Here is a 22,773-nt window from a genome sequence, read left to right on the forward strand (position 1 = left end):
CGTTCCGCCGGTCAACTTCTCTCGAGCTGACCGCGGACGATCGAGTCGCCGGAGTGCGCGGGGTCGCCGTCCACCGGCTCGAACGAGATGTCGACGAGGTCGTACTCCGCGAGGTCGACGCCGGCCGGGATCGCGAACGTGCCCGACGACGACTCGAGCACACCCAGGCTGATCAGTGCGGCTCCGTCGTTGCGGATGAGCCACACCTCGCGATACTCGTCCGCGCGCGCTTCTCCGTCGAGCGTCACCGTGAGCGCACGCCCACCCTCGTCGTCCTCGCTGACCTCTGCCGAGCCGGCCGCACCGGGATGATCGGGGAAGGGGTCGAGCTCGGCCGTGGCCACCGGCACGGGCGTGAGGTTCGAGGAGACGAGGGCCCACGTCACGGACCCGCCGGCCACCACGAGCGCGAGCGACGCCGCGAGGATCCAGAGCCGGGCCGATGAACGACGTCGGCGCACCCGGGATGATGCGGGGACGCGACCGGCCGCGCTGACGTCACGCGCCTCAGGAGCCGGGGCCGGGTCCTCGGGGACAGCGAAGACAGCTGCCGGAGCAGTGTCCGGGCCGGCGGTGGACGAATCGGTGTACACGGCGCTGGTGTCCGCCCGATCCTGAGAAGCGGCGAGCGGGTCGGCCGCGACGGCTGCGCTCAGCGAGAGCTCGTCGTGGATACGATCCCAGACGTCGGCTCCGGGCTGCTCGAGCTCGCCCTCGGCCATGGTGGTCCTGGCCACCATCGCGGCGTGGGCCATCTGCTCCAGTTCGGCCGCGCACGCCGCACAGGCGGCGATGTGGGCGCTCTCCTCCGCCGACGCGACCGGCTCGCCGAGCGCGAGAAGGGCAAGCTGCTCAGGGTCGAGGTGCGACATGGCTGACCTCCAATCGGTCGCGCAAACGAGTGAGGCTTCGGCGGATGTGGCTCTTCACCGTACCGAGCGGCATGTCGAGTCTCTGGGAGATCTCCTCGTGCGTCAGATCGTCGTAGAACGCGAGGCGCATCACATTCCGCGCATCCGGCTGGAGCTGTTGCATCTCGTTGGCCAGCAGCAGCGTCTCGGAGAGGTCGACCGGGGCGCTCACCATGTCGTCCGGCGAGGTGAGGCGCTTCATCTCCTCGTGCAGTCGCCTGATCCGTGCGCGCGATTCGTGCATGTCGGCGATCCGTCGGCGGGCGATCACGACCAGCCATGTCGATAGTTTCGCCTTCGCCGAGTCGTAGCCCGCCCGCGAGGTCCACGCGGAGACGAACGTGCGCTGAGTGACGTCCTCCGCATCGCGGCGGTCGCCGAGCGAACGGAGCGCGAGCGTGAAGATCACGGGAGACCACCGGCGGTAGATCTCGGCCAGCGCGGCTTCGTCCCCCGCGACGAATCGGACGCCCCACTGCGCGTCGGCGTCGGCATCCGCGTCATGCTCCACGGTCGCCTCCTTCCTCACGCAGCACCCACCGCGTTCGTGGATGCTCCGAGGGTCTCATGCCGGCCTCGCGACCGCGACGACATTGTCGCGATAGTGACCGGAAGCGGCATCGAACGGACCGCCGCAGGTGATGATCACGAGCGCCGGTGCCCCCTCTCGCGCAAAGAGCTCGGCAGTCGGGAGGGCGGCTTTCTCGTAGAACGTCAGCGATTCGACGACGTAGGTCCTGGTCGAGCCGTCTGCGGCCTGCACCTCGACGGTCTCGCCGCCCGCGAGGCTGCGCAGCTGGGCGAGGGGGCCGATCGGGTAGCCGACGGCATCGACGTGCGCAGCGAGCATCACGTTGCCCTGCGTGCTGTCGGCGTCGGGGCCGTAGCGGTACCAGCCCGCGGTGGCGGGGTCGACCGGCAGTTCCATCTGACCGGAGGGTTCGATGCCGACATCCGTCACGGTCATGTCGACGCCGAGCGCCGGAATGCGCAGCCTTTGGGGCGCCAGGGCCGGCGCCGCCGTGGGGAGGGCGCCGGACCTGACCTCGGGGCGGAGGGTGGACGTGGGAGCGGGAGACGGTCGCTCGGACGCGACGAAGGGAGACGGCGCAGAGGAGGGGCCTCCCGCCCCCACCGGAGCGCAGGCGACGAGGCACGCCATCCCCACCAGGAAGGCGAGCGCGGGGGCCGCCCACCGTCCGGTGCGGGATGACGTGCCCCGACCCATCAGCGGCGCACCTCCTGCGAGACCCGACGGCGACGTGCCGACAGGCCGATGCCGATCGCGAAGAGGATGGCGAGGCCGCCAACCGCCGCGATTCCGGTCGTCGTCGCCGCGGTGTCGCTCGCAGCGAGGTATCCGGCGGTGCCGGACGGAACGCCGCCCGGGTTCGAGTGCAGTCCTTCGATCGTCTGCGCGGCGATCGCGAGGTTGCCGTCTTCGGCGCTGCCCCACGCGTACAGGATCGTCAGCACGCCGTCCTGCACGGCCACGTCTGTCGGTCCGATGACCGGGTCGGTGGTCCCGGCCAGCGCGACCGATGCCGAGACAGTGCCGGCCGCGAGGTCGAGGGACGCCTCATCCGGGTTGCTCAGACCATCGATCACCGGCGATCCGCCCGCGAGCACATCGACCGCCGGTGCCGCGGCGACGTGGCGAACGGTCAACCGACCCTGACCCGCGGCCGTGGGCGACGTGTCGTTCTCGAACAGGTTGAGTCCGGGCTCTCCCGCCTCGGTGAGGTGCGCGACCGCGGTGTAGTTCATCCCGGCCGCGAGGGTGAGGGTGGCCGGTCCGAGCACGGGGGCGCTGGCATCGGCCGCGTCCGTGGCGGTGAGCGCGACCTCGTAGTCGCCCGCGGGGAGCGAGAGCGGGCCGGCGAGATCGCCGGGCTGGAAGTCATCGAGCGTGAGCTCGCCGTTCACATAGACGTCCACCGGCGTATCGGGGATGGCGTGGAGAACCGAGAGCTGAGCGGAGTCGTCGGTGGCCGCTCCGGCGGGCATCGCCATCCCGAGGGCGGCGATCATTCCGACGGCGAGGCCGGCGGCTGCTGTCTTGCGCACTGTATTCCTCCTTGAACGGGGGTGGCCGTGTGCCACCCTTCAGGGAGTGATTCCGTGCGAGACGCCGTTTCGGATGCAGCAGCGCGAAGATTTCTCTCCGCGACGACGATGCAGGTCAGAGCACCTTCGAGAGGAAGTCCTTCAGTCGCTCGTTCTTCGGGGCGCCGAACAACTCGGCGGGCGCGGCCTCTTCGACCACGACGCCGCCGTCCATGAAGACCGTGCGGCCGGAGACCTCGCGGGCGAAGCCCATCTCGTGCGTCACCAGCACCATGGTCATGCCGCCCGAGGCCAGGTCGCGGATCACCTGGAGCACCTCACCGACCATCTCGGGGTCGAGGGCGCTCGTCGCCTCGTCGAACAGCATGATCTCGGGGTCCATCGCGAGCGCGCGGGCGATCGCCACGCGCTGCTTCTGTCCACCGGAGAGGGATGCCGGCTTCGCGTCGGCCTTCTCCGACAGGCCGACCCGCTCCAGAAGAGCCAGCGCCCGCTCACGCGCCTGCGCCTTCGTCATCTTGCCGCACTCGACCGGCGCGAGGGTGATGTTCTCGAGCACGGTCATGTGGGGGAACAGGTTGAAGTGCTGGAACACCATGCCGATGCGCTGACGCACCTCATCGAGCTTCACACTCTTGTCCGTCAGGTCGACGCCGTCGATGATGACGTGTCCCGAGGTCGGCTCCTCGAGCTTGTTGAGGCAGCGCAGCAGGGTGGACTTGCCCGAACCCGACGGGCCGATGACGGCGACGACCTCGCCGTCTTCCACCGCCAGGTTGATGCCCTTGAGCACCTCGTTGTCGCCGAACGACTTGTGCAGGTCCTGCACCACGATCTTGCTCATGCGTTGAACGTCCTCTCCAGGCGGTTCGCGAGCAACGTCAGCAGCGTGATCACGATGAAGTAGATGATGGCGACGATGGTCAGCACCTGCGCTGACAGGTACGTCGACGCGATGATCTGGCGGGACACGAACGTCAGCTCCGCGAGGCCGATGACGCTGATCAGCGACGTGTCCTTGAGGGTGATGATGCCCTGGTTCACGAACGACGGGATCATGATGCGGAACGCCTGCGGGAGCACGACCTTCTGCATCGTCTTCCAGTGGCTGAGCCCCAACGAACGTGAGGCCTCGTTCTGACCGGGATCGACCGCCTGGATGCCGCCGCGGATGATCTCGGTCATGTACGCGCCCGTGTTGAGCGAGAGCGTGATCGCACCGGCGACGAAGGGATCGAACTTCAGGTCGGGGATCAGCTGCGGGATCGCGAAGAACACGAAGAACGCCTGGATGAGGATCGGGGTGCCACGGAAGACGTAGACGTACGCGGTGGAGATCCACCGCAGGGGAGCGAATTTCGCGAGACGGCCGAAGCCGAAGATGATGCCGAGGATGAAGGCGGCCACGACCGCGACGAGAGTCGCGAGGATGGTGAGCCAGAGCCCCTGCATGAGCGCAGGCCAATATTCGACGGCCACCGAGATGATGTCCGTCGGCTGCGCGGACTCCTCACCACCGGAGAGGTAGGTGTCGACGATCTCGTCGTACTCGCCCGAGGACTGGAGGTTCGCGAGTCCCGCGTTGAACATCTCGATCAGTTCGGGGTTCTCGCCCTTGTTGACCGCGAAGCCGTACTCGCCGCCCAGCTCGGGCTTGCCGATCAGACGGAAGCCGGACCCCTGCTGGATGCCGTAGGCCAGCACCGGGAAGTCCTCGAAGTAGCCGACCGCCTGGCCGGCCTTCACGGCATCCACCATGTCGGTCGTGTCCTGGTACGGGGTGACCGTGAAGCCGTACTCATCCTTGTTCTCGTCGGCGAAGGTCTGACCCTGCGTACCGGTCTTGACGGCGACGGCCTTGCCGTCGAGGTCGTCGAGCGACTGGATGTCACTCGCCTCGAGTACGCCGAGCTGGATGCCGCTGGTGAAGTACGGCTCGCTGAAGTCGAACGTCTCCTGGCGCGCCTCGGTGATCGACATGCCGGCCATGACGGCGTCGACCTGGTTCGACTGCAGCGCCTGCACGGCGGCGTCGAATCCGAGCTGGCGGATCTCGACCTCGAAGCCCTGGTCTTTCGCGATCGCACGGAGCAGGTCCATGTCGATGCCGACGAGGTCGCCGTCCGCGTTCGTGAACTCGAACGGCGCGAACGTCGTGTCGGTTCCGATGACGTACTTCTCACCGTCGTCCGCGGCGGTGGCGGGGGCGGCTCCGGCCAGGAGGGCTCCGACGGCGACGAAGGCGACGAGCGCTGCCGCGCCGAGGCGGCGCGCGGATCGACGCAGACGGCCGGTCACGGCGGAGGGATTTCGGATCACGACGTGTGCTCCTCGGGATCGGATGATGCGACCGGACGATCGCCGAGGATCCACCTTAGCCGCCGCCTCGGCGTACCCCCGCCTCGACCGGTCTGCTCGAACCGTGAGGAAGGGCTGATCCGCGCTCAGGACGGCGACAGCTCGATCCAGTACCGCCGCACGCGCGGCTGTCCCGGCTCCGAAGCATCGACCACGTCTTCGAGCTCTCCACCGGCGCCCTCGATCGTGCGGATGGAGCCGACGTTGTCGTCGTCACAGGTGAGCATCACGCGGTCATATCCGTCGGACTTCGCGAAGCGGAGCACGAGCCGGAGGGCCTCGCGGACGATTCCCTCCCGGCGCCGGGAGGGAACGGTCGCGTAGCCGATGTGGCCGCCGAAGCGACGCAGCCAGTCGTTGAGCTCACGACGGAACGCGATGAACCCCACGACGCGGTCACCCTCGGTGATCCAGAAGAAGTCGCACGGCACGAGCCCCGCAGGAAGCACTGCACCCGGGGTGGCGTACAGCTCGGCCTTCGCGACGAACGCCTCGCACGCCGCCCGGTCGGGCACGATCCCCTGCTCGTAACCGCCTCCGTCGATGTGTCCGCCGTCGAACTCGGCCACAGCAGCGGCCCAGGAGTCGAAGAGGTCGATGGTCGGTCGAACGAGAGCGATCGTCATCGCCCGATGCCATCACAAAGGCGCCGTATCCGCAAACTGCCGGACACGGCACCCTCCCGACCTCGACTACTCGGGACGCGCGGCCGCGGGAGCCGCGGCATCCGCCTTGTCGTAGCGACCGAGGAACAGCGAGGCGACGAGCGCGATCACCATGACGCACGCCGGCAGCAGGATCGCCTGCGACATGCCCGCGGCGAACCCGTCGGCCACCTGCGGCGGCAGCGTTCCCCCGGTCGAGATGCCGGCCGGCGCATCGGCGAGACCGGGCAGGTTCGCCTCGAGGCGGGACTGCATGAACGCGGCGATGGATGCCGAGCCGATGACCGACCCGATCGTCCGGGTGGTGTTGTAGATGCCGGCGCCGGCACCCGCCTGGCGCGGCGGCAGCTTGCGCGTCGCGGTTGTGGCGAGAGGGCCCCACATGCCCGCGTTGCCGATGCCCATCAGCGCCGACGGGAGCAGGAACATCCAGATCGGGGTGTCCATGTTGATCAGGGCCGAATACCAGATCAGCGCACCGGCGACGCAGAGCAGACCCGGGATGAGGATGATGCGCGGATCCACCCGGTCGAGCAGCTTGCCCGCCGCCGGGGCGAGCGCACCCGAGAGCACCGCCATCGGGATCAGCAGCAGCGCCGCCTCCGTGGGGGTGAGCCCGCGCGCGGTCTGCAGGAAGAACATCATCGGCAGCGACATGCTCGTCACCGTGAAGCCGACAGCGGCGATGGCGACGTTCGCTCCCGAGAAGTTGCGGTCGCGGAACAGCTCGAGCGGTACCAGCGGTTCGCTGCGTGTCTTGGCCTGCTGCAGGATGAACAGCCCGAGAACGATGAGTCCGACGATGATCAGACCCCACACCGAGATGGGACCCCAGATCACACCCCAGTCGAACTTCTCGCCCTCCTGGAGGCCGAAGACGATGAGGAAGAGCGCCACGGCGCTCAACACGACGCCGACGATGTCGAAACGGTGGGGATGGGTCGCGAGCTTCGGCACCAGGCGCCAGGCGAGCACGAACGCGACGATGCCGACCGGGATGTTCACGAAGAAGATCCACTCCCAGCCGAAACCGTCGACGAGCAGGCCGCCGACGAGCGGACCGACGAGCGTCGCGACACCGGCCGTCGCACCCCAGAGGCCCATGGCGGCACCGCGGCGCTCCGGCGGGAAGGTGCGCGTGATCACGGCCATGGTCTGCGGCGTCATGAACGCCGCGCCCAGCCCCTGCACGGCACGCGCGACGATCAGGCCCTCGAGCGAGTTCGACAGTCCGCACCACAGCGAGGCGAGGGTGAAGATCGCGAGGCCGATCAGATAGATGTTCTTCGGCCCGAAGCGGTCGCCGAGGCGTCCGGTGATCAGCAGCGGCACCGCATAGGCGAGCAGGTACGCGCTCGTGACCCACACGACGTTGTCGAGGTTGTTCGTGTTCGGGTCGAGCGCCGCCTTGATCGCCGGGTTCGCGACCGACACGATCGTGGTGTCGACGAGGATCATGAAGAAGCCGATGACCAGTGCCCAGAGGGCGGGCCAGGGGCTGGTGGGCTTGTGCCCCACGGAGTACGTTCCGGTCGAGGGACCGGAGGTGGAGGGCACGGACACCGGCGGGCGGTCTCCGTCGCGGGGAGTGTCTGTCATTGCTGTGCAGCCTTTCGCTGAGCGCGGTAGCGTTCTGAGTTCGGGAATGCCGCGGGTCCCCACGGCAGGTCTTCGGCTTCGAGGCGGGCGATCAGGGCATCGAGCCAGCGCAACTCGGCCTCGAGCAGCGCCTCCTGCCGTTCGTATTCCACGAGCACCTGCTCGGGCACGCCATCGCGTCTCGCGTCGATCAGTCCATCGCGATACGCGATGTGCTCTTCGTCGAGGGCGACGCGACGCGAGCGCAGGCTCTGGAGCACATCTCCGCGTTCGAGGTTGTGGGCCTCGGCGAGCGCGATCCGGAACTCGGCGGGACGATCGATCGTCGACAGCTCGCGCCGCAGCCAGGCGATGAGGATGTCTCGACCGGCGTCCGTCAGGGAGTACGTCGTGCGCTCGGGGCGGTTCCCCTCGCGGTCGCTGCCGACCTCGTCGATGAGCCCGGCCCGCTGGAGCCGGGCGACCGTGTGATAGAGCGTGCCGTTCGTGAGGGTCAGCAGCCGATCGTCGCGGCGAACCCGCATGAGACGCACCATCTCGTAGGGGTGCATGTCGCCCTCGCGCAGCAGGGAGAGGATCATCGCCCCCATCGGGGTCAGTCGTTGCATGGCCCCTCCCCGGGTGTCGCGCTCAAATAGTCCATGTGGACTATACGCCGGACCGCCGACAGCGACAAGACCGGTGACCGGGGCGGATCAGCCGAGTGCGGCCGCGAGCTGCGGTCGCGGTCGGACGGAACCGGGATAATGGGCGGGTGAGCACTCCTTCAGAAGGCACGGCACAGAGCATCCCCGGCTGGCGGCACATCTACTCGGGCAAGGTCCGCGACCTCTACGCCTCCGAGGATCCGGCAGACACGCGCATCCTCGTCGTGGCCTCCGACCGCGTGAGCGCCTTCGACTTCGTTCTCTCCCCCGGCATCACCGACAAGGGCGCTCTGCTGACGCGACTGAGCCGCTGGTGGTTCGCTCAGCTCTCCGACTTCCCCAACCACATCGCCGAGGGCGAGCTGCCCGAGGAAGTCGCCGACCGCGCCATGCTCGCGCAGTCGCTGGAGATGCTGCCGATCGAGTGCGTCGTGCGCGGCTACATCACCGGTTCCGGCTGGGCCGAGTACCAGGAGAGCGGCACCGTGTGCGGCATCCCGCTGCCCGCCGGCCTGCAGAACGGCGACCGGCTGCCGGAGCCCCTGTTCACCCCGGCCTACAAGGCGCCGATGGGCGAGCACGACGAGAACATCACGTTCGAGCGCACCGTCGAACTGGTCGGGACGGAGCGCGCGGCCGAGCTGCGCGACACCTCGCTCGCGATCTACGCCCGTGCCGCCGAGATCGCCGAGGCGAAGGGCCTGATCCTCGCCGACACCAAGTTCGAGTTCGGGACGGATGCCGACGGCACCCTGCGCCTGGCCGACGAGGTGCTCACGAGCGACTCCTCGCGCTATTGGGACGCCGAGGCCTGGCGCACCGGCAGCACCCCGAGCGCACGCATGGCGAGCTTCGACAAGCAGATCGTGCGCGACTGGATGGCCGCGAACTGGGACAAGCAGGGCGAGCCGCCGGCGCTTCCCGCCGATGTCGTCGAGCGCACCGCCGACCGCTACCGCGAGCTGATCGACCGCCTCGGCGCCTGACCCGTCAGACCGGTTCGACGAGCCGCACGTCAGTGTGGACGAAGTCGTCTCCCTTGAAGAGCAGCGGCTCGTCGCGGGTGATCGCGAGCGCATAGGAGAAGCAGTCGCCGTAGTTGAGGCGAGCGCGGCTCCCTGACCCTCGGCCGTAGCGGGCGTGTGCCCTGCTCGCCAGGCGCGCCTGCACCTCATCGACGGGAACGACCTCCGATCGCGTCACCTCCAGAAGCTCGTCGAGCGCAAGCGCCTTCGCTTCGCCGCCCCTGCTGCGGAGGACGATCGTGCACTCCGTGAGCGTGGCCGCGGACAAGGCGAAGGGCCGCGACTCCAACAGGTCGCTCATCTCTTCGGCTTCCGGCTCAGCCATCAGCACCGCGACCAACGCCGAGGAGTCGACGATCATCGCGGCATCCCCGTCTCGTCGTAGAGCTCATCCATGATCTCCTCGGTCGTGCGCCCGGTGGAGGGAAGTTGCTGCGCCCGGCGGATCACCGCACGGATGCGGCGACGACGCTCCTCTTCGTCGGCCGATTGCTGCTGCTCCAACTCGGCGAGACGGCGCCGCACCGCATCCTCGACGGCACTCGTCTGACTCTGACCGGTCAACGCCGCGAGCCGACGCACGAGCTCATGCGTGGTCTCATTCTTGATATTGAGGCTCATGTCTACCATTCTACCTCTGCGTCTACCATGGTAGAAGCGCTCAGGGAAAACTCAGGAATCGATAGTGTTGCTCCGGCACTCCAGCCATCCCCCGAACCTTGAGGAGCCCGCATGGCCCTGTGGAAGCTGCACGGAAACGGCCGCACGGTCGAGCCCGGCGCCGTCGTCCGTCCCGACGAGCGCCTGAACTGGCCTGCGACGATCGCGATCGGACTCCAGCACGTCGTCGCGATGTTCGGCGCGACGTTCCTCGTGCCGATCATCACCGGCTTCCCGGTCGCGACGACCCTGCTGTTCAGCGGCGTCGGCACGATCCTGTTCCTGCTCGTCACGCGCAACAAGCTGCCCAGCTACCTGGGCTCGTCGTTCGCGTTCATCGCGCCGGTCACGGCGGCCACCGCCTCCGCGAACATGGGCACCGCCCTGGCCGGCATCGTCGCCGTCGGCGTGCTGCTCGCGATCATCGGAGTCGTGGTGCACACGGTCGGCGTCAAGTGGGTCGACCGCTTCCTGCCGCCGGTGCTCGCCGGAACGATCGTCGCCCTCATCGGGTTCAACCTCGCCGGCGCCGCGCACGACAACTACGCCAAGGCCCCCGTGACCGCGACGTTCACGCTCGCCATCACGATCCTCTTCGCCGTCGTGTTCCGCGGGTTCCTCGGCCGCATCTCGATCTTCCTCGGCGTCATCGCGGGCTACATCTTCGCGGCGTTCCGCGGCGAGCTCGACTTCTCGGCCGTGGAGAAGGCCGACTGGGTCGGCCTCCCCACCTTCACCTTCCCGAACTTCACCGAGCCCGGCACCCTCACCGCCCTCGCCATGTTCCTCCCGGTCGTGCTCGTGCTGATCGCCGAGAACGTCGGACACGTGCGCGGCGTCGCGACCATGACGGGCGACGCGAGCGTGAACCAGCAGACCGGCAAGGCGCTGATCGCCGACGGCGTCTCGACCACCCTCGCCGGCTTCTTCGGCGGTTCGGGCACCACGACCTACGGCGAGAACATCGGCGTGATGGCCTCCACCCGCGTGTACTCCACGGCCGCCTACTGGGTCGCCGGCATCGCCGCGATCCTGCTCAGCCTCTCGCCCAAGTTCGGCGAGGTCATCAACTCGGTGCCCGCCGGAGTGCTCGGCGGCGTGACCACGGCGCTGTACGGCCTCATCGGCGTCATCGGCATCAAGATCTGGGTCGACAACCGCGTCGACTTCTCGCGCCCGGTCAACCAGTACACGGCAGCCGTCGCCCTGATCATGGCCGTCGGCGGGTTCATGATCAAGGACGAGGGATCCGGCTTCGAACTCGGCGGCATCGTCATCGCCACGGTCGCGGCGATCCTCATCTACCACCTGGGCAACCTGATCGCCCGTCTGCGCAAGACCGGCGCCGACGACCCGAAGCCGCTCGAGGCGGTCGGTCCGCTCGGCGGCGACCCCGCCTAGCGGGACGCGCATCGCGTTCGCAACTCAGGAGAACCTCGCCGAGACTCACCCGTGAGGGCGGTTCTCGTCGGATTCACTCGGTTCTTCCTGAGTTGTGAACCGATCGGCGGCGGCACTCAGCCGGCCGAGCGCGGCTGCAGGACGAATCGAAGGCGCACACCCGGCGGCAGTTGACCCGCGAGGTCGAGACTGCGGTCGGTGAGGGCGCCGATGATCGGGTACCCGCCGGTGAGCGGATGGTCGGGGAGGAAGAGCACCGGCTGCCCGTCGGGCGGCACCTGGATCGCGCCGGTGACCGCTCCCTCGCTGGGCAGCTCGCCGCCGACGGAACGCTCCAGCGCCACCTCGCCCCGAAGACGGATGCCGACGCGGTCGGAGCGCGGCGTGACCGTCCACTCCTGGGTCGTGAGCACCTGGAGTGCCTCCGCCGTGAACCAGTCGTGACGAGGCCCGAGCGTGATCTCGAGCTCGACGAGGTCACCGGAGGCCGGGAGGTCGCGCGGCACGGCACCAGGCTCGACGGGGTGCGACGCGGCATCACCGATCGGGAGCACGACTCCGGCCGAGAGCGGCTCCGGGCCGAGTCCTGCGAGGGTGTCGGTCGCACGGCTGCCCAGTGCGGGTGCTGCATCGATTCCGCCGCGGACCCCGATGACGTAGCGCAGACCGCGGTCCGGATACCCGAGGGGGAGCTCGTCGCCGTCGAACGTGGCGAAGGGCTCACCGTGGAGAATCGGGCGGGCGATGCCCTCGGCTCCGGTCAGGGCGAGCGCGCCGATCGCACCCGTGACGACCGCGACACCCGCCCCGTGGAACCGGAGCACCGCTCCCCCGACGCTCTCGAGCACCGCGGCTGCGGCGGCGTTCCCCACGGCGCGGTTCGCATCCCGCATCGCGCGCCGGTCGGCGGCCCCGGATGCCGACACCCCGAGTGCCGCGAAGCCCGGGCGCCCAGCATCCTGCACCAGCAGCTGCAGCGAGGGCCGGACGACCTCGACCGCGGATGCCGTGCCGAAACCCGGAGCATCCGCGTCCGCTGGGGCGTGTTGTTCCGCGACGCGCCGGGCGCGGGCCGGACCGTCTCCGTCTCGGCCCACGTGAGCCGCGCCCAGTCGAGCCGGGTCCCGCACCCGTTCGAACCGCACCAGGGTCCCCGGAGCCAGCAGGGCTGGCGGATCGCGGTCGATGTCCCACATCACGGCATCCGTGCGGCCGATCAGCTGCCAGCCACCGGGGCTCTCTCGTGGATAGACGCCGGTGAACGCTCCGGCGAGTGCGACCGAACCGGCGGGCACACGTGTGCGCGGAGACGAGCGGCGCGGCACGTCGAAGAGCGGATCGCTGCTCACGACGTATCCGAATCCGGGAGCGAACCCCGAGAACGCGACCCGCCAGTCCGCGGCGAGGTGCCGGTTCACGAGCTCCTCCGCCGAGACGCCGAGCGCGGATGCCGCTTCGTCGAGGTCTTCACCGTCGTACTGCACGGGGATCGTGACCTCCCCGGTGCCGGACGGATGCGCAGCGTCGACCTCCGTCGCCGCCAACGTGCGCGCGAGCTCGGTGGCCGAAACGCGCAGCGGGTCGAACCGCACGAGCACCGTGCGAGCTCCGGGGACGCGCTCGACGACGCCGGGCAGCCCTTCCCACGCGAGGTTCAGGCGCATCGCCTCGTCGAGGTCGGCCGCCTCGACGAGCAGAGCGCGATCGGATGCCGTGAGGATGCGCATCAGCCGACCTGCGCCGGTCGCCTCATCGGGAGCCCGCGAACGGTGCGATCGTGATGCCCGCGTCCTGCAGCATCCGCTTGGTCTCGGCGGCCATCGCCACTGAGCCGGGGCTGTCGCCGTGCACGCAGATCGAATGCGCCACCACGGGCACGTCCGTGCCGTCGATCGCCCGGATCACACCGTCGGCGGCGAGGCGAACCATCCGCTCCGCCACCGCGGCCGGGTCGTGCAGCACGGCACCCGCCTCGGTGCGCGACACGAGCTGCCCGTCAGGCTGATAGGCCCGATCGGCGAAGGCCTCGGCGGCGACGGCGAGCCCGGCCCGCTCGGCGACATCGAGCACGACACCCCCGGAGAGTCCCAGCAGCACCAGGCTCGGGGCGATCGCGCGGATCGCCGCCACCACGTCCTTCGACTGCCTCTCGTCACGGGCGATGGCGTTGTAGAGCGCGCCATGCGGTTTGACGTAGGAGACCGTCCCGCCCACCGCGGCGGCGAGCCCCATGAGAGCTCCGAGCTGGTACTCGACGTGCGCCTGGAGCGTGGCCGAGTCGAGGTCGAGGCGGGTGCGACCGAAGTTCTCGTAGTCGCGATAGCCGGGATGCGCCCCGATCACGACGCCGCCCTCCACGGCGGCGGCGAGCGTCTGTCGGATGCCCTCCGGGCTACCGGCATGGAACCCGCACGACACGTTCGCGCTCGTGACGAGGCGGAGCATGCTCGCGTCATCGCTGACGATCCGGTCGGCGACGTTCTCGCCGAGGTCCGAGTTCAGGTCGATCGACGTCATGCGATCACCCCTGCGGCTCCGCCCGCAGAGCCGCCGTCGCACGCGGGCGTGGTTCGCCGTCGCGAAGCGGAACCGGCGCAGCGATGGGCGTCGTCGGCTCGGGCAGCCCGTAGCGGCGGTGCACCCAGCGCCGGGCCTCCTCGAGCGGGTAGGTGTCGCCGAACACGGCGAACTTCACGAAGACACCCTCGAGGGTGCTGCGGAGCATGACCTCTTCGAGTGCGGGATCCTCGGCGCCGCGCGCGCGGAACAGCTGTCGCACGGCATCCTCCGCCGCGGTTGCGCGCACTTCGTGCCGAGCCTCGGACTCAGCGAACAGTCGATGCGTGGCCGGCTGCTGCTGCATCGCCAGCACCGCTCGCTGCAGAGGGATCGCGTAGGCGGTGGCCGTGAGGGCTCCGTCGATCACGGCGGCGAGCATCTCGTCCGGGGTGCCCTCCACGCGGGCGAAGCCGAGCACCGTCTCGAACCATCGGTCGATGACGGCGGCGACGAGCTGCTCCTTGCCGCCGAAGTGGTAGTTCACGAGGCCCTGGGCGACCCCCGCCCGCGTCGTGATCGCGGCGATGCTCGCGCCCGCGACACCTCGTTCACTGAAGACCTCGATGGCGGCCTCCAGGATGGCCTCCCTGGCGCGTTCTCGGGCCAGCCGGTTCTGCTCGTCGGAGCGTGCCACGCGGCATCCACCTCCTGAGCTCAGCCGGCCTGTTTTTCCCGAATGCTCCCCCTTCCGTATAGATTAATCACTGAATGTCCGTTCAACCTATGAATGGATTCGATCTTCGGCTGGCTCGCTCAGCCGAGCACGACTTCGGAGATCCGAGGCGCCACGCCGCGGCATCCATCCTTCGGGGGGCGATTCGCCGCCGATCACGACGTCGTGCAACACAAACGCACGGGTGCGTCCCTGGCCAGGAGGGGGCGTCAGGGGCGCGCCCGTGTCTCACCGGATGGCCGAAGACCGACCTCAGGCCGAGGCGCGGACCACGAGCTCGGTCGGCAGGATCGTCGTCTGCGGCGGATCCTGCCCGGCGAGACGGGACAGCAGCACGCGGGCCATGGTCTCGCCCTGCGCGTACATCGGCTGACGCATCGTCGTGAGCTGCGGATCGGTCGTGATCGCGACGGACGAGTCGTCGAACCCGACCAGGGCGATGTCCTCGGGGACGCGCACACCGGCGGCGCGCAGCACCGTCAGCGCGCCGCGCGCCATCAGATCGCTGGCGACGAAGATCGCGTCCGGTCGACCTGTTTCGAGGATGCGCCGTGCGGCATCGGCTCCGCTGGCCTCGCTGTAGTCGCCCTGCTCCTCGGCGAACGGCGTCAGCCCGGCCTCGGCGAGGGCGGCCCGGAAACCCTGGATGCGGTCGCCGGAGGAGACCATGGTCAGCGGGCCCGAGATCGTCGCGATCCGCGTGCGTCCGATGTCGATCAGTCGACGGGTCGCGGTGCGGGCACCCGCGACGTTGTCGACGTCGACGACGTAGTCGCCCTCGAGCCGGCGCACGGGCCGACCGCCGTAGACGACAGGCACGGCGTCCGCGACCCGGTCGATGAACGCGTCGCTGGTGTGATGCGAGACGATCAGTGCGCCGTCGACGCCGCCGTTGCGCACGAAGCCGGTCATCTTGTCGCCCGGGTCGTCACTCGCGATGAGCAGGTTGAGCAGGTAGTCGGATCCGCCGAGGGCACCCGTGATGCCGGCGACGATCGCGGCGAAGAACGGGTCGCCGAAGAAGCGGTTCGTGTCTTCCGGCACGATCAGGGCGATCGCGTGCGTCTGCCGCGAGGCGAGAGAGCGCGCCGCGCGGTTGGGCACGTAGTTCAGCTCGTCGATCGCGGCGCGCACCGCGGCGAGCGCCTCCGGGCTCACCGCCGTCGACCCGTTCACGACCCGCGACACGGTCGACCGGGAGACACCGGCTGCCGCGGCCACCTCTTCGATGGTCGCTCGTGGCGACATCAACGTACGCACTCTTCCATCGCCCTATTCTCACCGACGTTCGCGCTTCGAATCGCGCACACGGTCCCATCCGGGCCCCGGATGGGACCATTAACCCGATTCGAACGCCCTGCGGCTAGAGCGAGCGGGCCGCGATGATGCGCGCGTACTCCCGACCGGAGTCCTTGAGGCTCCGCTCCTGGGTGTCGTAATCGACGCGCACGATGCCGAAGCGCTTGTCGTAACCCCAGGCCCATTCGTAGTTGTCGAACATCGACCAGTAGAAGTAGCCCCGCACGTCGACACCCGACTCCGCGGCATCGAGCACCGCACCGAGATGCAGGCGCAGGAACTCCGTGCGGTCGGCATCGTGCACGCGCGTCTCGCCGTCTTCGACCACCACGACGTCGTCGTAGGCGGCGCCGTTCTCGGTCATGTACAGCACGGTGCCCGCGGGCTCGGCGTATTCACTCCAGACCCGCTGCAACACCCGGGTGAGGCCCTCGGGCTGCACCTCCCAGTTCTGCGCCGTGCGCGGCAGCCCGCGCTCGACCGAGTGGATGCCGTCGCTCGACGGGTAGGGGCTGCGCCCGGGCCGCTCGGTGGCGGGACCTCCGGAGACCGGCGCCTGAGCCGGAGCCGTGCCCGACAGGAAGTCGCCGTGGTAGTAGTTCACACCCTGCGTGTCGATGGGCTGGGAGATGGTGTCGAGGTCGCCGTCGTGGACCGCGGCCTCGAACTGCGCGACGGCGTCCGCATCCACCGCGCGGATGTCCTCGACGATGTCGGCCGGATAGCTGCCGCGGTAGATCGGGTCGAGGAACCAGCGGTTGAACTGCCCGTCCACGCGGCGGGCGGCATCGACGTCCGCGGGGTTCTGCGGATCGGCGGGATCGGCGACCGTGTGGTTCAGGGTGATGCCGAGGTTGAGCGAGGCGTCGCGTCCCCGCAGCTCCTGCACGGTCTTGCCGTGCGCGAGCAGCAGGTGATGCGAGGCGAGCAGCCCCTCGGCGACGCTGGTGTGCCCCGGAGCGTGCTCCCCTCCGGTGTAAGAGAGGAAGGACGAGCACCAGGGCTCGTTGAGCGTCGTCCACACGTTCACGCGATCGCCGAGCGCGTCGTGCATGGTGCCGGCGTACTCGAGGAACCGGTCGACCGTGTCTCGGTTCGTCCAGCCACCGGCATCCTGCAGCGCCTGCGGCATGTCCCAGTGGTACAGCGTCAGCCAGGGCAGGATGTCGGCCGCGAGCAGCTCATCGACCAGGCGCTCGTAGAAGTCGACGCCCGCCGGATTCACGGCACCGCCGTCCGGCCGCACCCGTGACCACGACGTCGAGAAGCGGTAGGTCTGCAGCCCGAGCTCGGTCATGAGGGCGACGTCGTCGCGGTAGCGGTGATAGTGGTCGCAGGCCACGTCGCCGTTGTCGCCGCCGATCACGGCGCCGGGCACGCGGGCGAACGCGTCCCAGATCGATGCCGTGCGCCCATCCTCGAACGCCGCCCCTTCGATCTGGTACGCCGCGGTCGCAGCGCCGAAGAGGAAGTTCTCGGGGAAGGAGCGGGTCATACGGGTCATCCTTTCACCGCGCCCGCCATGATGCCACTGACCAGCTGCCGACCCGCGACCACGAAGAGCACGAGCAGCGGGAGGGTCGCGAGCACCGCACCGGCGAGCACGATCGAATAGTCGATGTAGTAGCCCGACTGCAGCTGGCTGAGCGCCGTCTGCAGGGTCGGGTTCTGAGGGGAGAGCACGATCAGCGGCCACAGGTAGTCGGTCCACGCCGTCATGAAGGTGAAGAGTCCGAGGATCGCCATCGCCGGTCGGGCCGCGGGGAGTCCGACGGTCAGGAACGTGCGGAACTGGTTCGCGCCGTCCATGCGGGCGGCTTCGATCAGCTCGTCCGGGATGACGTCGACCAGGTACTGCCGCATGAAGAAGACGCCGAACGCGGTGACGAGGGTCGGGACGATGACCGCGCCGATCGAGCCGGTCCACCCGAGCTCCCGCATGAGCATGAACAGCGGGATGATCCCCAGCTGCGTCGGGATCGCCATCGTGGCGATAACGAAGATCATCATCCCGTCGCGGCCCTTGAACTTCAGCTTCGCGAAGGCGTAGCCGGCGAGGGTGGAGAACGTGACGACCGAGATCGTGATGATGCCCGAGATCAGGAACGAGTTGCCCAGCGCGAGCCAGAACGGGATCGCATCGAAGACCTTGGCGGCGTTCGCCAGGAAGTTCCCGCCGGGGATCAGCGGCAGGGTCTCGCCGCGGGTGGCGTTCGTGCCACTGGCGACCACGACCGACCACCACAGCGGGTAGACGCTGCCGATGATGAACGCGGCGAGGAGCCCGTAGGTCAGGAATCCGGGGCGGCTGCCGATGCCGGCGTTTCCTCCGACGGCACGACGCCGGCGGATCTTCTCGGGGACGCTCAGCGCCTGGGTGGCGGTCATCGCGCGTTCTCCTCGGTGGTGGTGGCGATCGTCGTGGACGCGGCTGCGGTGGCCGCCGCCGCAGCGGCAGTGCGGGCTCGGCGTCGGGCCGCACGGTTCTTCGGCCCGTCCCCCGTGGAGATGCGCCGGGAGATGAGGAAGTTGATCACTCCGATGCCGACGATCAGCAGGAACAGCAGGATGGCGACGGCAGACGCCTCGCCGAGGTCGCGGCGGAAGAACGCCAGCTCCCAGAGGAAGAGCACCGTGGTCTGGAACTGCCGGTCGCTGCCGCCGATGCCGCCCGCGGTCGAGACGTCGAACAGGCGGGGCTCGGCGAAGATCTGCAGGCCGCCGATCGTCGCGGTGATGATCACGAAGATCAGGGTCGGACGGATCGTGGGGATCGTGATCGAGAAGAAGCGGCGGGCGGCGCCTGCTCCGTCGAGGGCGGCCGACTCGTACAGGTCGCGCGGCACCGCCTGCATGGCGGCGAGGAGGATCAGGGCGTTGTACCCGGTCCAGCGGAAGTTCACCATCACGGCGATCGCGATGTGCGACAGGGCGGTGTTGTGCTTCCACTCCTGGTCGGCGATGCCGATGAGGTTGAGGAGGTTGTTGGCGAGGCCGTCCGCCTCGTTGAAGATGCTCGAGAAGATGATGGCGACCGCGACCGGGGTGACGACGAACGGGATCAGCACGCTCATCCGCCAGAAGGTCGGGGCGCGGAGCCCCCGGTCGAGGAGGTAGGCGATCACGAGCGCGACGGCCAGCTGCGGGATCGCGGAGAGCAGGAAGATGCTCAGGGTGTTGCCGATCGAGTTCCAGAACATGGCGTCGCCGAGGATCTCGACGAAGTTGCCCACGCCGACGAAGTCGCCCTCGCCCTTGAGCAGGTCCCACTCGTGCACGGCCACCCACACGGTGTAGAGCAGCGGGAACAGGCCGACCAGCCCGAACAGCAGGAAGAACGGCGAGATGTAGAAGTACGGGGAGGCGTTCTGGTCGAACCGCGAGACGCGGTGGCGCCAGGGGCGCTTCGGCGGGGCGGCCGGCGCCGAACCGGATGCCGTGCGCTGCTGCTCCGCAGGCGGGGCGGTGAGAGTCATGGGGTGTCCTTTTGAGGTGCAGGGAGACGTTTCGTCTCGCTGCGCTCGCTCAACGACCGGATGAAGACTGGTCGTTGAGCGAGCGCGGCGGAGCCGAGCGAGACGAAACGTCCGCTGGGTATCAGTCGACGAGCTCGTTCAGGAGCTTGATCGCCTGGTCCCAGGAACCCTGCGTGTCGGTCTCACCGCGGTCGAGGCTGCTGAGGGCCGGGCCGAACACGTTCTCCTGGATCACCGAGTCATCGGCGCCCTTGAACTGGGCGACGACTCCCTTGGCGCGCTCCGCGAGGATGGCACCGGTCGGAGCATCGTTGAAGAACTCGTTTGGCGTCGCGTCGGCGGCCAGGGTCTCCTGCGCCTTGATCGTCGAGGGGAAGTTGCCCGCGGCGGCGGACTGCTTCACCTGCTGCTCGGGCTGCGTCAGCCAGTCGGCGAGCTCAGCGGCAGCCTCCTTGTGCTGCGAAGACTCCGGGATCGACAGGAAGGCGCCACCCCAGTTGGCCGCGCCACCGGGGAACACGTCGGCGAAGTCCCAGCCGGTGGAGGCGTCGCCGCCGCCGGCCTCGACCTGACCCTGCACGACACCGAGCATCCAGCCCGGGCACACGAAGGTCGCGAAGGTGCCGTCGACGAACGACTTGCCGCCGTTCCAGTCCCAGGCCGTCTGTGCAGCGGACTGGCCGCCCTCGGTCGCCGCACCCAGCAGCTCGAAGCGCTCCTTGAGCTCGGCGTTGTCCTCGACGTTCAGCTTGCCGTCGGTCGTGTAGTAGCCCTCATCGAGCTGGTTGACCATGGCGTTCCAGACGAAGCCGGAGTGGTCGTACCAGGCCTTGCCGGTCTTGGCCGTGTAGTCGGCGCCGACCTTGAAGTAGTTCTCCCAGTCGCCGTTGAGCAACTCGGCGACGGACTCGCGGTCGCTCGGCAGGCCGGCAGCCTCGAACGCGGCACCGTTGTAGCAGATGCCGCTCGGGCCGATGTCGGTGCCGTAGCCGATGACGCGGCCTTCGGCATCCGTCGCCTGACCGTACTTCCAGTCGACCCAGTCGGCCTTGCGGTCTTCGATGCCGTAGTCGCGGAGGTCGACGAACGTGTCGGAGACGTCCATGATGGCGCCGAGCCAGCCCTCTTCGATCGCGACGACGTCGCTGAGGCCGGAGCCGGCGGCGATCTTGGTGAAGGCATCGGTGCGGGCGTTGCCGCCGGTGTCGATGTTGGTCGCCTCGATCTTCACGTTCGGGTGCGCCTTCTCGTACTCCTTGTACAGGTCGTCGTAGCCGAAGGTGCCGAAGGTGGTGACGGTCAGCGTGACATCCTCGTCGGCGCTGCCTTCGGGGGCGCCGTCGGCGTTGCCGGAACAGCCGGCGAGGGCGAGGGCGGAGACGGATGCCACGGCGGCAATCGCGAGGATCCGGTGGCGGGCACGTGTGTTCACGGTTCACTCCTTTGTGGTGGGGGTCGTGCGGTCTTGCTGCTTTCGGGACGCCGTGGGAGCGCTCCCACGGACTGAGCAGTCACTCTATGGGAGCGCTCCCACGGTGTCAAGCCGCGCCGGTTGCGACGATCGGCCAAGGTTGGTGACGATCGGCCGAGGTGGTGACGACCCACCGGAGGGATGCCGCGGAAACCTCGGCTGATCGTCGCCCGGTCGGCGAATCGTCCAGATCAGGTCGAGCGGCGTACCCTTGTCCGGTGCCCGAAGCCGCCCTGTCTCCTGCCCTCGTCCGCGCCGAAACCCTGATCCGCAACGTGCCGGACTACCCGCAGCCGGGCATCATATTCCGCGACATCACGCCGCTCCTCGCCGATGCCGAGGCGCTGCGGGTCACGACCGAGGCGATCATCGAGCCCTTCGCCGGCCAGTTCGACGTGATCGCCGGCATCGAGGCGCGCGGCTTCATCCTCGCCAGCGCCGCCGCGATCGCCGCGGGTGTCGGCCTCATCCCGATCCGCAAGGCCGGCAAGCTGCCTCGCCCCGCGGCATCCGTCGACTACGCCCTCGAGTACGGCACCGCAACGATCGAGATGCACGACGACCTGCCCGCCGGTTCCCGGGTGCTGCTCATCGATGACGTGCTGGCCACGGGCGGCACCCTCGCCGCCGGACGGGAACTCGTCGAGCGCCTCGGCAGCCATGTCGTCGGCATCTCGGTGCTGTTCGAGATCGACGGCCTCGGCGGTCGCGAGGCCGTCGGTGACCTGCACACCGTCTTCCACTCCGCGTAGCCCGGGCCCCCGCTCCGCCTACTCCGCCCACTCCGCCCACTCCGCCCCACTCCGCCCCATCGCCGAGTGCACGGCTTCTCGCCGAGCGCACGGCCTCCTCACGCGAACAAGCCGCGCACTCGGCAGCAAGCCGTGCACTCGGCGGAGGAGAGTCGACGGGCGGGGACGGTAGACTGGGTGCGCCCGTCCGCCCGCGACTCTTGGAGCCGTCATGCCCACCATCGTCGTCGACGTCATGCCCAAGCCCGAACTGCTCGACCCGCAGGGTAAGGCCGTCTCCGGCGCCTTCGCCCGCCTCGGCGTCGAGGGCTTCACCGACGTCCGCATCGGCAAGCGCTTCGAGCTCACCGTCGAGGGCGAGGTCACCGACGAGGTCCTCGCCGAGGCCCGGCGCATCGCCGACGAGGTGCTCTCCAACTCCGTGATCGAAGACGTCGTCGGCATCGAGGTCGCGGAGTGACCACGCGCATCGGCGTCATCACCTTCCCCGGCTCGCTCGACGACCGCGACGCGCAGCGCGCCGTCCGCATCGCCGGCGCCGAGCCCGTCGCCCTGTGGCACGGTTCGCATGACCTCGAGGGCGTCGACGCGCTCGTCCTCCCCGGCGGCTTCAGCTACGGCGACTACCTGCGCGCCGGCGCGATCGCCGCGCTCTCGCCGATCATGTCCGAAGTGAAGGATGCCGCCGCCAAGGGCATGCCCGTGCTCGGCATCTGCAACGGCTTCCAGATGCTCGTCGAGGCGCACCTGCTGCCCGGCGGACTGATCCGCAACAACCACCAGCACTTCGTGCGCCGCGACCAGCGCCTCACGGTCGAGAACTCCGACACCGCCTGGACGAACGCGTTCCGCAACGGCCAGGAGATCGTGATCCCGCTCAAGAACGCCGACGGCGGCTACATCGCCGACGAGCAGACCCTCGACCGCATCGAGGGTGAGGGTCTCGTGGCGTTCCGCTACGCCGGCGTGAACCCGAACGGGTCGCTCCGCGACATCGCCGGTGTCACGAACGAAGCGGGCAACGTGGTCGGCCTCATGCCGCACCCCGAGCACGCCACCGAAGCCGGCTTCGGCCCCGACACCGCAGCCGCCATGCGCAGCGGCGTCGACGGACTCGACTTCTTCACCAGCGCCATCGCCGCCGTCGCCCGCGTCGCCGCATAACCCGACCCACCCCCTTCGGTTCGAACCAGCCCCTTGCGTCTGCACG

General features: G+C 69.0%; 24 protein-coding genes. 5 read left to right on the plus strand and 19 right to left on the minus strand.

Annotated features, from left to right (window positions below; translation table 11 throughout):
• Positions 1 to 11: 11 nt before the first annotated feature.
• The 9 genes from OC372_RS16225 to OC372_RS16265 all read right to left on the minus strand — a co-directional run bounded on the left by OC372_RS16225 (position 12) and on the right by OC372_RS16265 (position 8,208).
• Positions 12 to 872: an anti-sigma factor gene (locus tag OC372_RS16225; RefSeq protein WP_262002825.1), complete on the minus strand. Its 861-nt coding sequence runs from the start codon at positions 870 to 872 to the stop codon at positions 12 to 14.
• The gene (locus tag OC372_RS16230) at positions 853 to 1,422 is read right to left on the minus strand and encodes an RNA polymerase sigma factor (RefSeq protein ID WP_262002827.1); all 570 of its coding nucleotides are present in this window, start codon (positions 1,420 to 1,422) and stop codon (positions 853 to 855) included. Before OC372_RS16230 ends, OC372_RS16225 begins: the two co-directional genes overlap by 20 nt.
• A gap of 54 nt (positions 1,423 to 1,476) precedes the next feature.
• A complete protein-coding gene (locus tag OC372_RS16235; protein ID WP_258134150.1) occupies positions 1,477 to 2,139 on the minus strand; it encodes a class F sortase in 663 nt (220 codons plus the stop codon).
• A complete protein-coding gene (locus tag OC372_RS16240) occupies positions 2,139 to 2,978 on the minus strand; it encodes a DUF4397 domain-containing protein (protein ID WP_262002829.1) in 840 nt (279 codons plus the stop codon). Before OC372_RS16240 ends, OC372_RS16235 begins: the two co-directional genes overlap by 1 nt.
• A 115-nt stretch (positions 2,979 to 3,093) precedes the next feature.
• Complete coding sequence (locus tag OC372_RS16245; protein WP_029263084.1) at positions 3,094 to 3,822, minus strand: amino acid ABC transporter ATP-binding protein; 729 nt, start codon at positions 3,820 to 3,822, stop codon at positions 3,094 to 3,096.
• Positions 3,819 to 5,297 carry an amino acid ABC transporter substrate-binding protein/permease gene (locus tag OC372_RS16250; protein ID WP_029263083.1) on the minus strand — a complete coding sequence of 493 codons (1,479 nt, stop codon included), beginning with the start codon at positions 5,295 to 5,297 and terminating at the stop codon, positions 3,819 to 3,821. The genes OC372_RS16245 and OC372_RS16250 overlap by 4 nt, the downstream gene beginning before the upstream one ends.
• A 125-nt stretch (positions 5,298 to 5,422) precedes the next feature.
• The gene (locus tag OC372_RS16255) at positions 5,423 to 5,962 is read right to left on the minus strand and encodes a GNAT family N-acetyltransferase (protein ID WP_029263082.1); all 540 of its coding nucleotides are present in this window, start codon (positions 5,960 to 5,962) and stop codon (positions 5,423 to 5,425) included.
• A gap of 66 nt (positions 5,963 to 6,028) precedes the next feature.
• A complete protein-coding gene (locus OC372_RS16260; protein ID WP_262002833.1) occupies positions 6,029 to 7,600 on the minus strand; it encodes an MFS transporter in 1,572 nt (523 codons plus the stop codon).
• Positions 7,597 to 8,208 (minus strand): PadR family transcriptional regulator, encoded by a 612-nt coding sequence (locus OC372_RS16265; protein WP_105710735.1) that lies wholly within the window; start codon positions 8,206 to 8,208, stop codon positions 7,597 to 7,599. The genes OC372_RS16260 and OC372_RS16265 overlap by 4 nt, the downstream gene beginning before the upstream one ends.
• A 146-nt stretch (positions 8,209 to 8,354) precedes the next feature.
• On the opposite strand from OC372_RS16265, the gene OC372_RS16270 reads away from it, so the two are divergent.
• A complete protein-coding gene (locus OC372_RS16270) occupies positions 8,355 to 9,233 on the plus strand; it encodes a phosphoribosylaminoimidazolesuccinocarboxamide synthase (RefSeq protein WP_262002836.1) in 879 nt (292 codons plus the stop codon).
• 4 nt (positions 9,234 to 9,237) lie between these two features.
• Here the strand turns inward: OC372_RS16270 and OC372_RS16275 are convergent, their stop codons facing one another.
• Together OC372_RS16275 and OC372_RS16280 are read right to left on the minus strand one after the other, a co-directional pair.
• Entirely contained in the window at positions 9,238 to 9,633 is a 396-nt protein-coding gene (locus tag OC372_RS16275) for a type II toxin-antitoxin system VapC family toxin (RefSeq protein WP_105710733.1), read from the minus strand.
• Complete coding sequence (locus tag OC372_RS16280; RefSeq protein WP_105710732.1) at positions 9,630 to 9,893, minus strand: type II toxin-antitoxin system VapB family antitoxin; 264 nt, start codon at positions 9,891 to 9,893, stop codon at positions 9,630 to 9,632. The genes OC372_RS16275 and OC372_RS16280 overlap by 4 nt, the downstream gene beginning before the upstream one ends.
• Before the next feature lie 111 nt (positions 9,894 to 10,004).
• Here OC372_RS16280 and OC372_RS16285 point away from each other — a divergent pair, with 111 nt between their 5' ends.
• Positions 10,005 to 11,333, plus strand: a complete 1,329-nt coding sequence (locus tag OC372_RS16285) for a uracil-xanthine permease family protein (protein ID WP_029263076.1) — start codon at positions 10,005 to 10,007, stop codon at positions 11,331 to 11,333.
• Between the two features lie 116 nt (positions 11,334 to 11,449).
• On the opposite strand, the gene OC372_RS16290 is transcribed toward OC372_RS16285, so the two are convergent.
• The 8 genes from OC372_RS16290 to OC372_RS16325 all read right to left on the minus strand — a co-directional run bounded on the left by OC372_RS16290 (position 11,450) and on the right by OC372_RS16325 (position 20,772).
• Positions 11,450 to 13,060 carry an urea amidolyase family protein gene (locus tag OC372_RS16290; protein WP_262002840.1) on the minus strand — a complete coding sequence of 537 codons (1,611 nt, stop codon included), beginning with the start codon at positions 13,058 to 13,060 and terminating at the stop codon, positions 11,450 to 11,452.
• 22 nt (positions 13,061 to 13,082) lie between these two features.
• Positions 13,083 to 13,850: a LamB/YcsF family protein gene (locus OC372_RS16295; RefSeq protein ID WP_262002841.1), complete on the minus strand. Its 768-nt coding sequence runs from the start codon at positions 13,848 to 13,850 to the stop codon at positions 13,083 to 13,085.
• A 4-nt stretch (positions 13,851 to 13,854) separates the two neighbouring features.
• Positions 13,855 to 14,526, minus strand: coding sequence for a TetR/AcrR family transcriptional regulator (locus tag OC372_RS16300; protein WP_262002843.1), 672 nt, complete (start codon positions 14,524 to 14,526; stop codon positions 13,855 to 13,857).
• Between the two features lie 291 nt (positions 14,527 to 14,817).
• On the minus strand, positions 14,818 to 15,813 hold the full coding sequence (locus OC372_RS16305) for a LacI family DNA-binding transcriptional regulator (protein ID WP_029263072.1): 996 nt from the start codon (positions 15,811 to 15,813) through the stop codon (positions 14,818 to 14,820).
• Between the two features lie 115 nt (positions 15,814 to 15,928).
• A complete protein-coding gene (locus OC372_RS16310; protein WP_262002845.1) occupies positions 15,929 to 17,359 on the minus strand; it encodes a glycoside hydrolase family 1 protein in 1,431 nt (476 codons plus the stop codon).
• Between the two features lie 5 nt (positions 17,360 to 17,364).
• Positions 17,365 to 18,252, minus strand: a complete 888-nt coding sequence (locus tag OC372_RS16315; protein WP_091032633.1) for a carbohydrate ABC transporter permease — start codon at positions 18,250 to 18,252, stop codon at positions 17,365 to 17,367.
• Positions 18,249 to 19,340 (minus strand): carbohydrate ABC transporter permease, encoded by a 1,092-nt coding sequence (locus OC372_RS16320; RefSeq protein WP_262002848.1) that lies wholly within the window; start codon positions 19,338 to 19,340, stop codon positions 18,249 to 18,251. The genes OC372_RS16315 and OC372_RS16320 overlap by 4 nt, the downstream gene beginning before the upstream one ends.
• 121 nt (positions 19,341 to 19,461) lie before the next feature.
• Positions 19,462 to 20,772 (minus strand): ABC transporter substrate-binding protein, encoded by a 1,311-nt coding sequence (locus OC372_RS16325; RefSeq protein ID WP_262002850.1) that lies wholly within the window; start codon positions 20,770 to 20,772, stop codon positions 19,462 to 19,464.
• A 257-nt stretch (positions 20,773 to 21,029) separates the two neighbouring features.
• Here OC372_RS16325 and OC372_RS16330 point away from each other — a divergent pair, with 257 nt between their 5' ends.
• From OC372_RS16330 to purQ, 3 genes are all read left to right on the plus strand, one after another.
• Positions 21,030 to 21,563: an adenine phosphoribosyltransferase gene (locus OC372_RS16330; protein WP_029263067.1), complete on the plus strand. Its 534-nt coding sequence runs from the start codon at positions 21,030 to 21,032 to the stop codon at positions 21,561 to 21,563.
• Positions 21,564 to 21,774: 211 nt separating this feature from the next.
• On the plus strand, positions 21,775 to 22,023 hold the full coding sequence (purS, locus tag OC372_RS16335) for a phosphoribosylformylglycinamidine synthase subunit PurS (RefSeq protein WP_017204254.1): 249 nt from the start codon (positions 21,775 to 21,777) through the stop codon (positions 22,021 to 22,023).
• A complete protein-coding gene (purQ, locus tag OC372_RS16340; protein WP_262002853.1) occupies positions 22,020 to 22,727 on the plus strand; it encodes a phosphoribosylformylglycinamidine synthase subunit PurQ in 708 nt (235 codons plus the stop codon). Before purS ends, purQ begins: the two co-directional genes overlap by 4 nt.
• Positions 22,728 to 22,773: the final 46 nt, after the last annotated feature.

The sequence above is a fragment of the Microbacterium sp. Mcb102 genome, from assembly GCF_024519805.1.
In the GTDB taxonomy this organism is placed as follows: Bacteria; Actinomycetota; Actinomycetes; order Actinomycetales; family Microbacteriaceae; genus Microbacterium.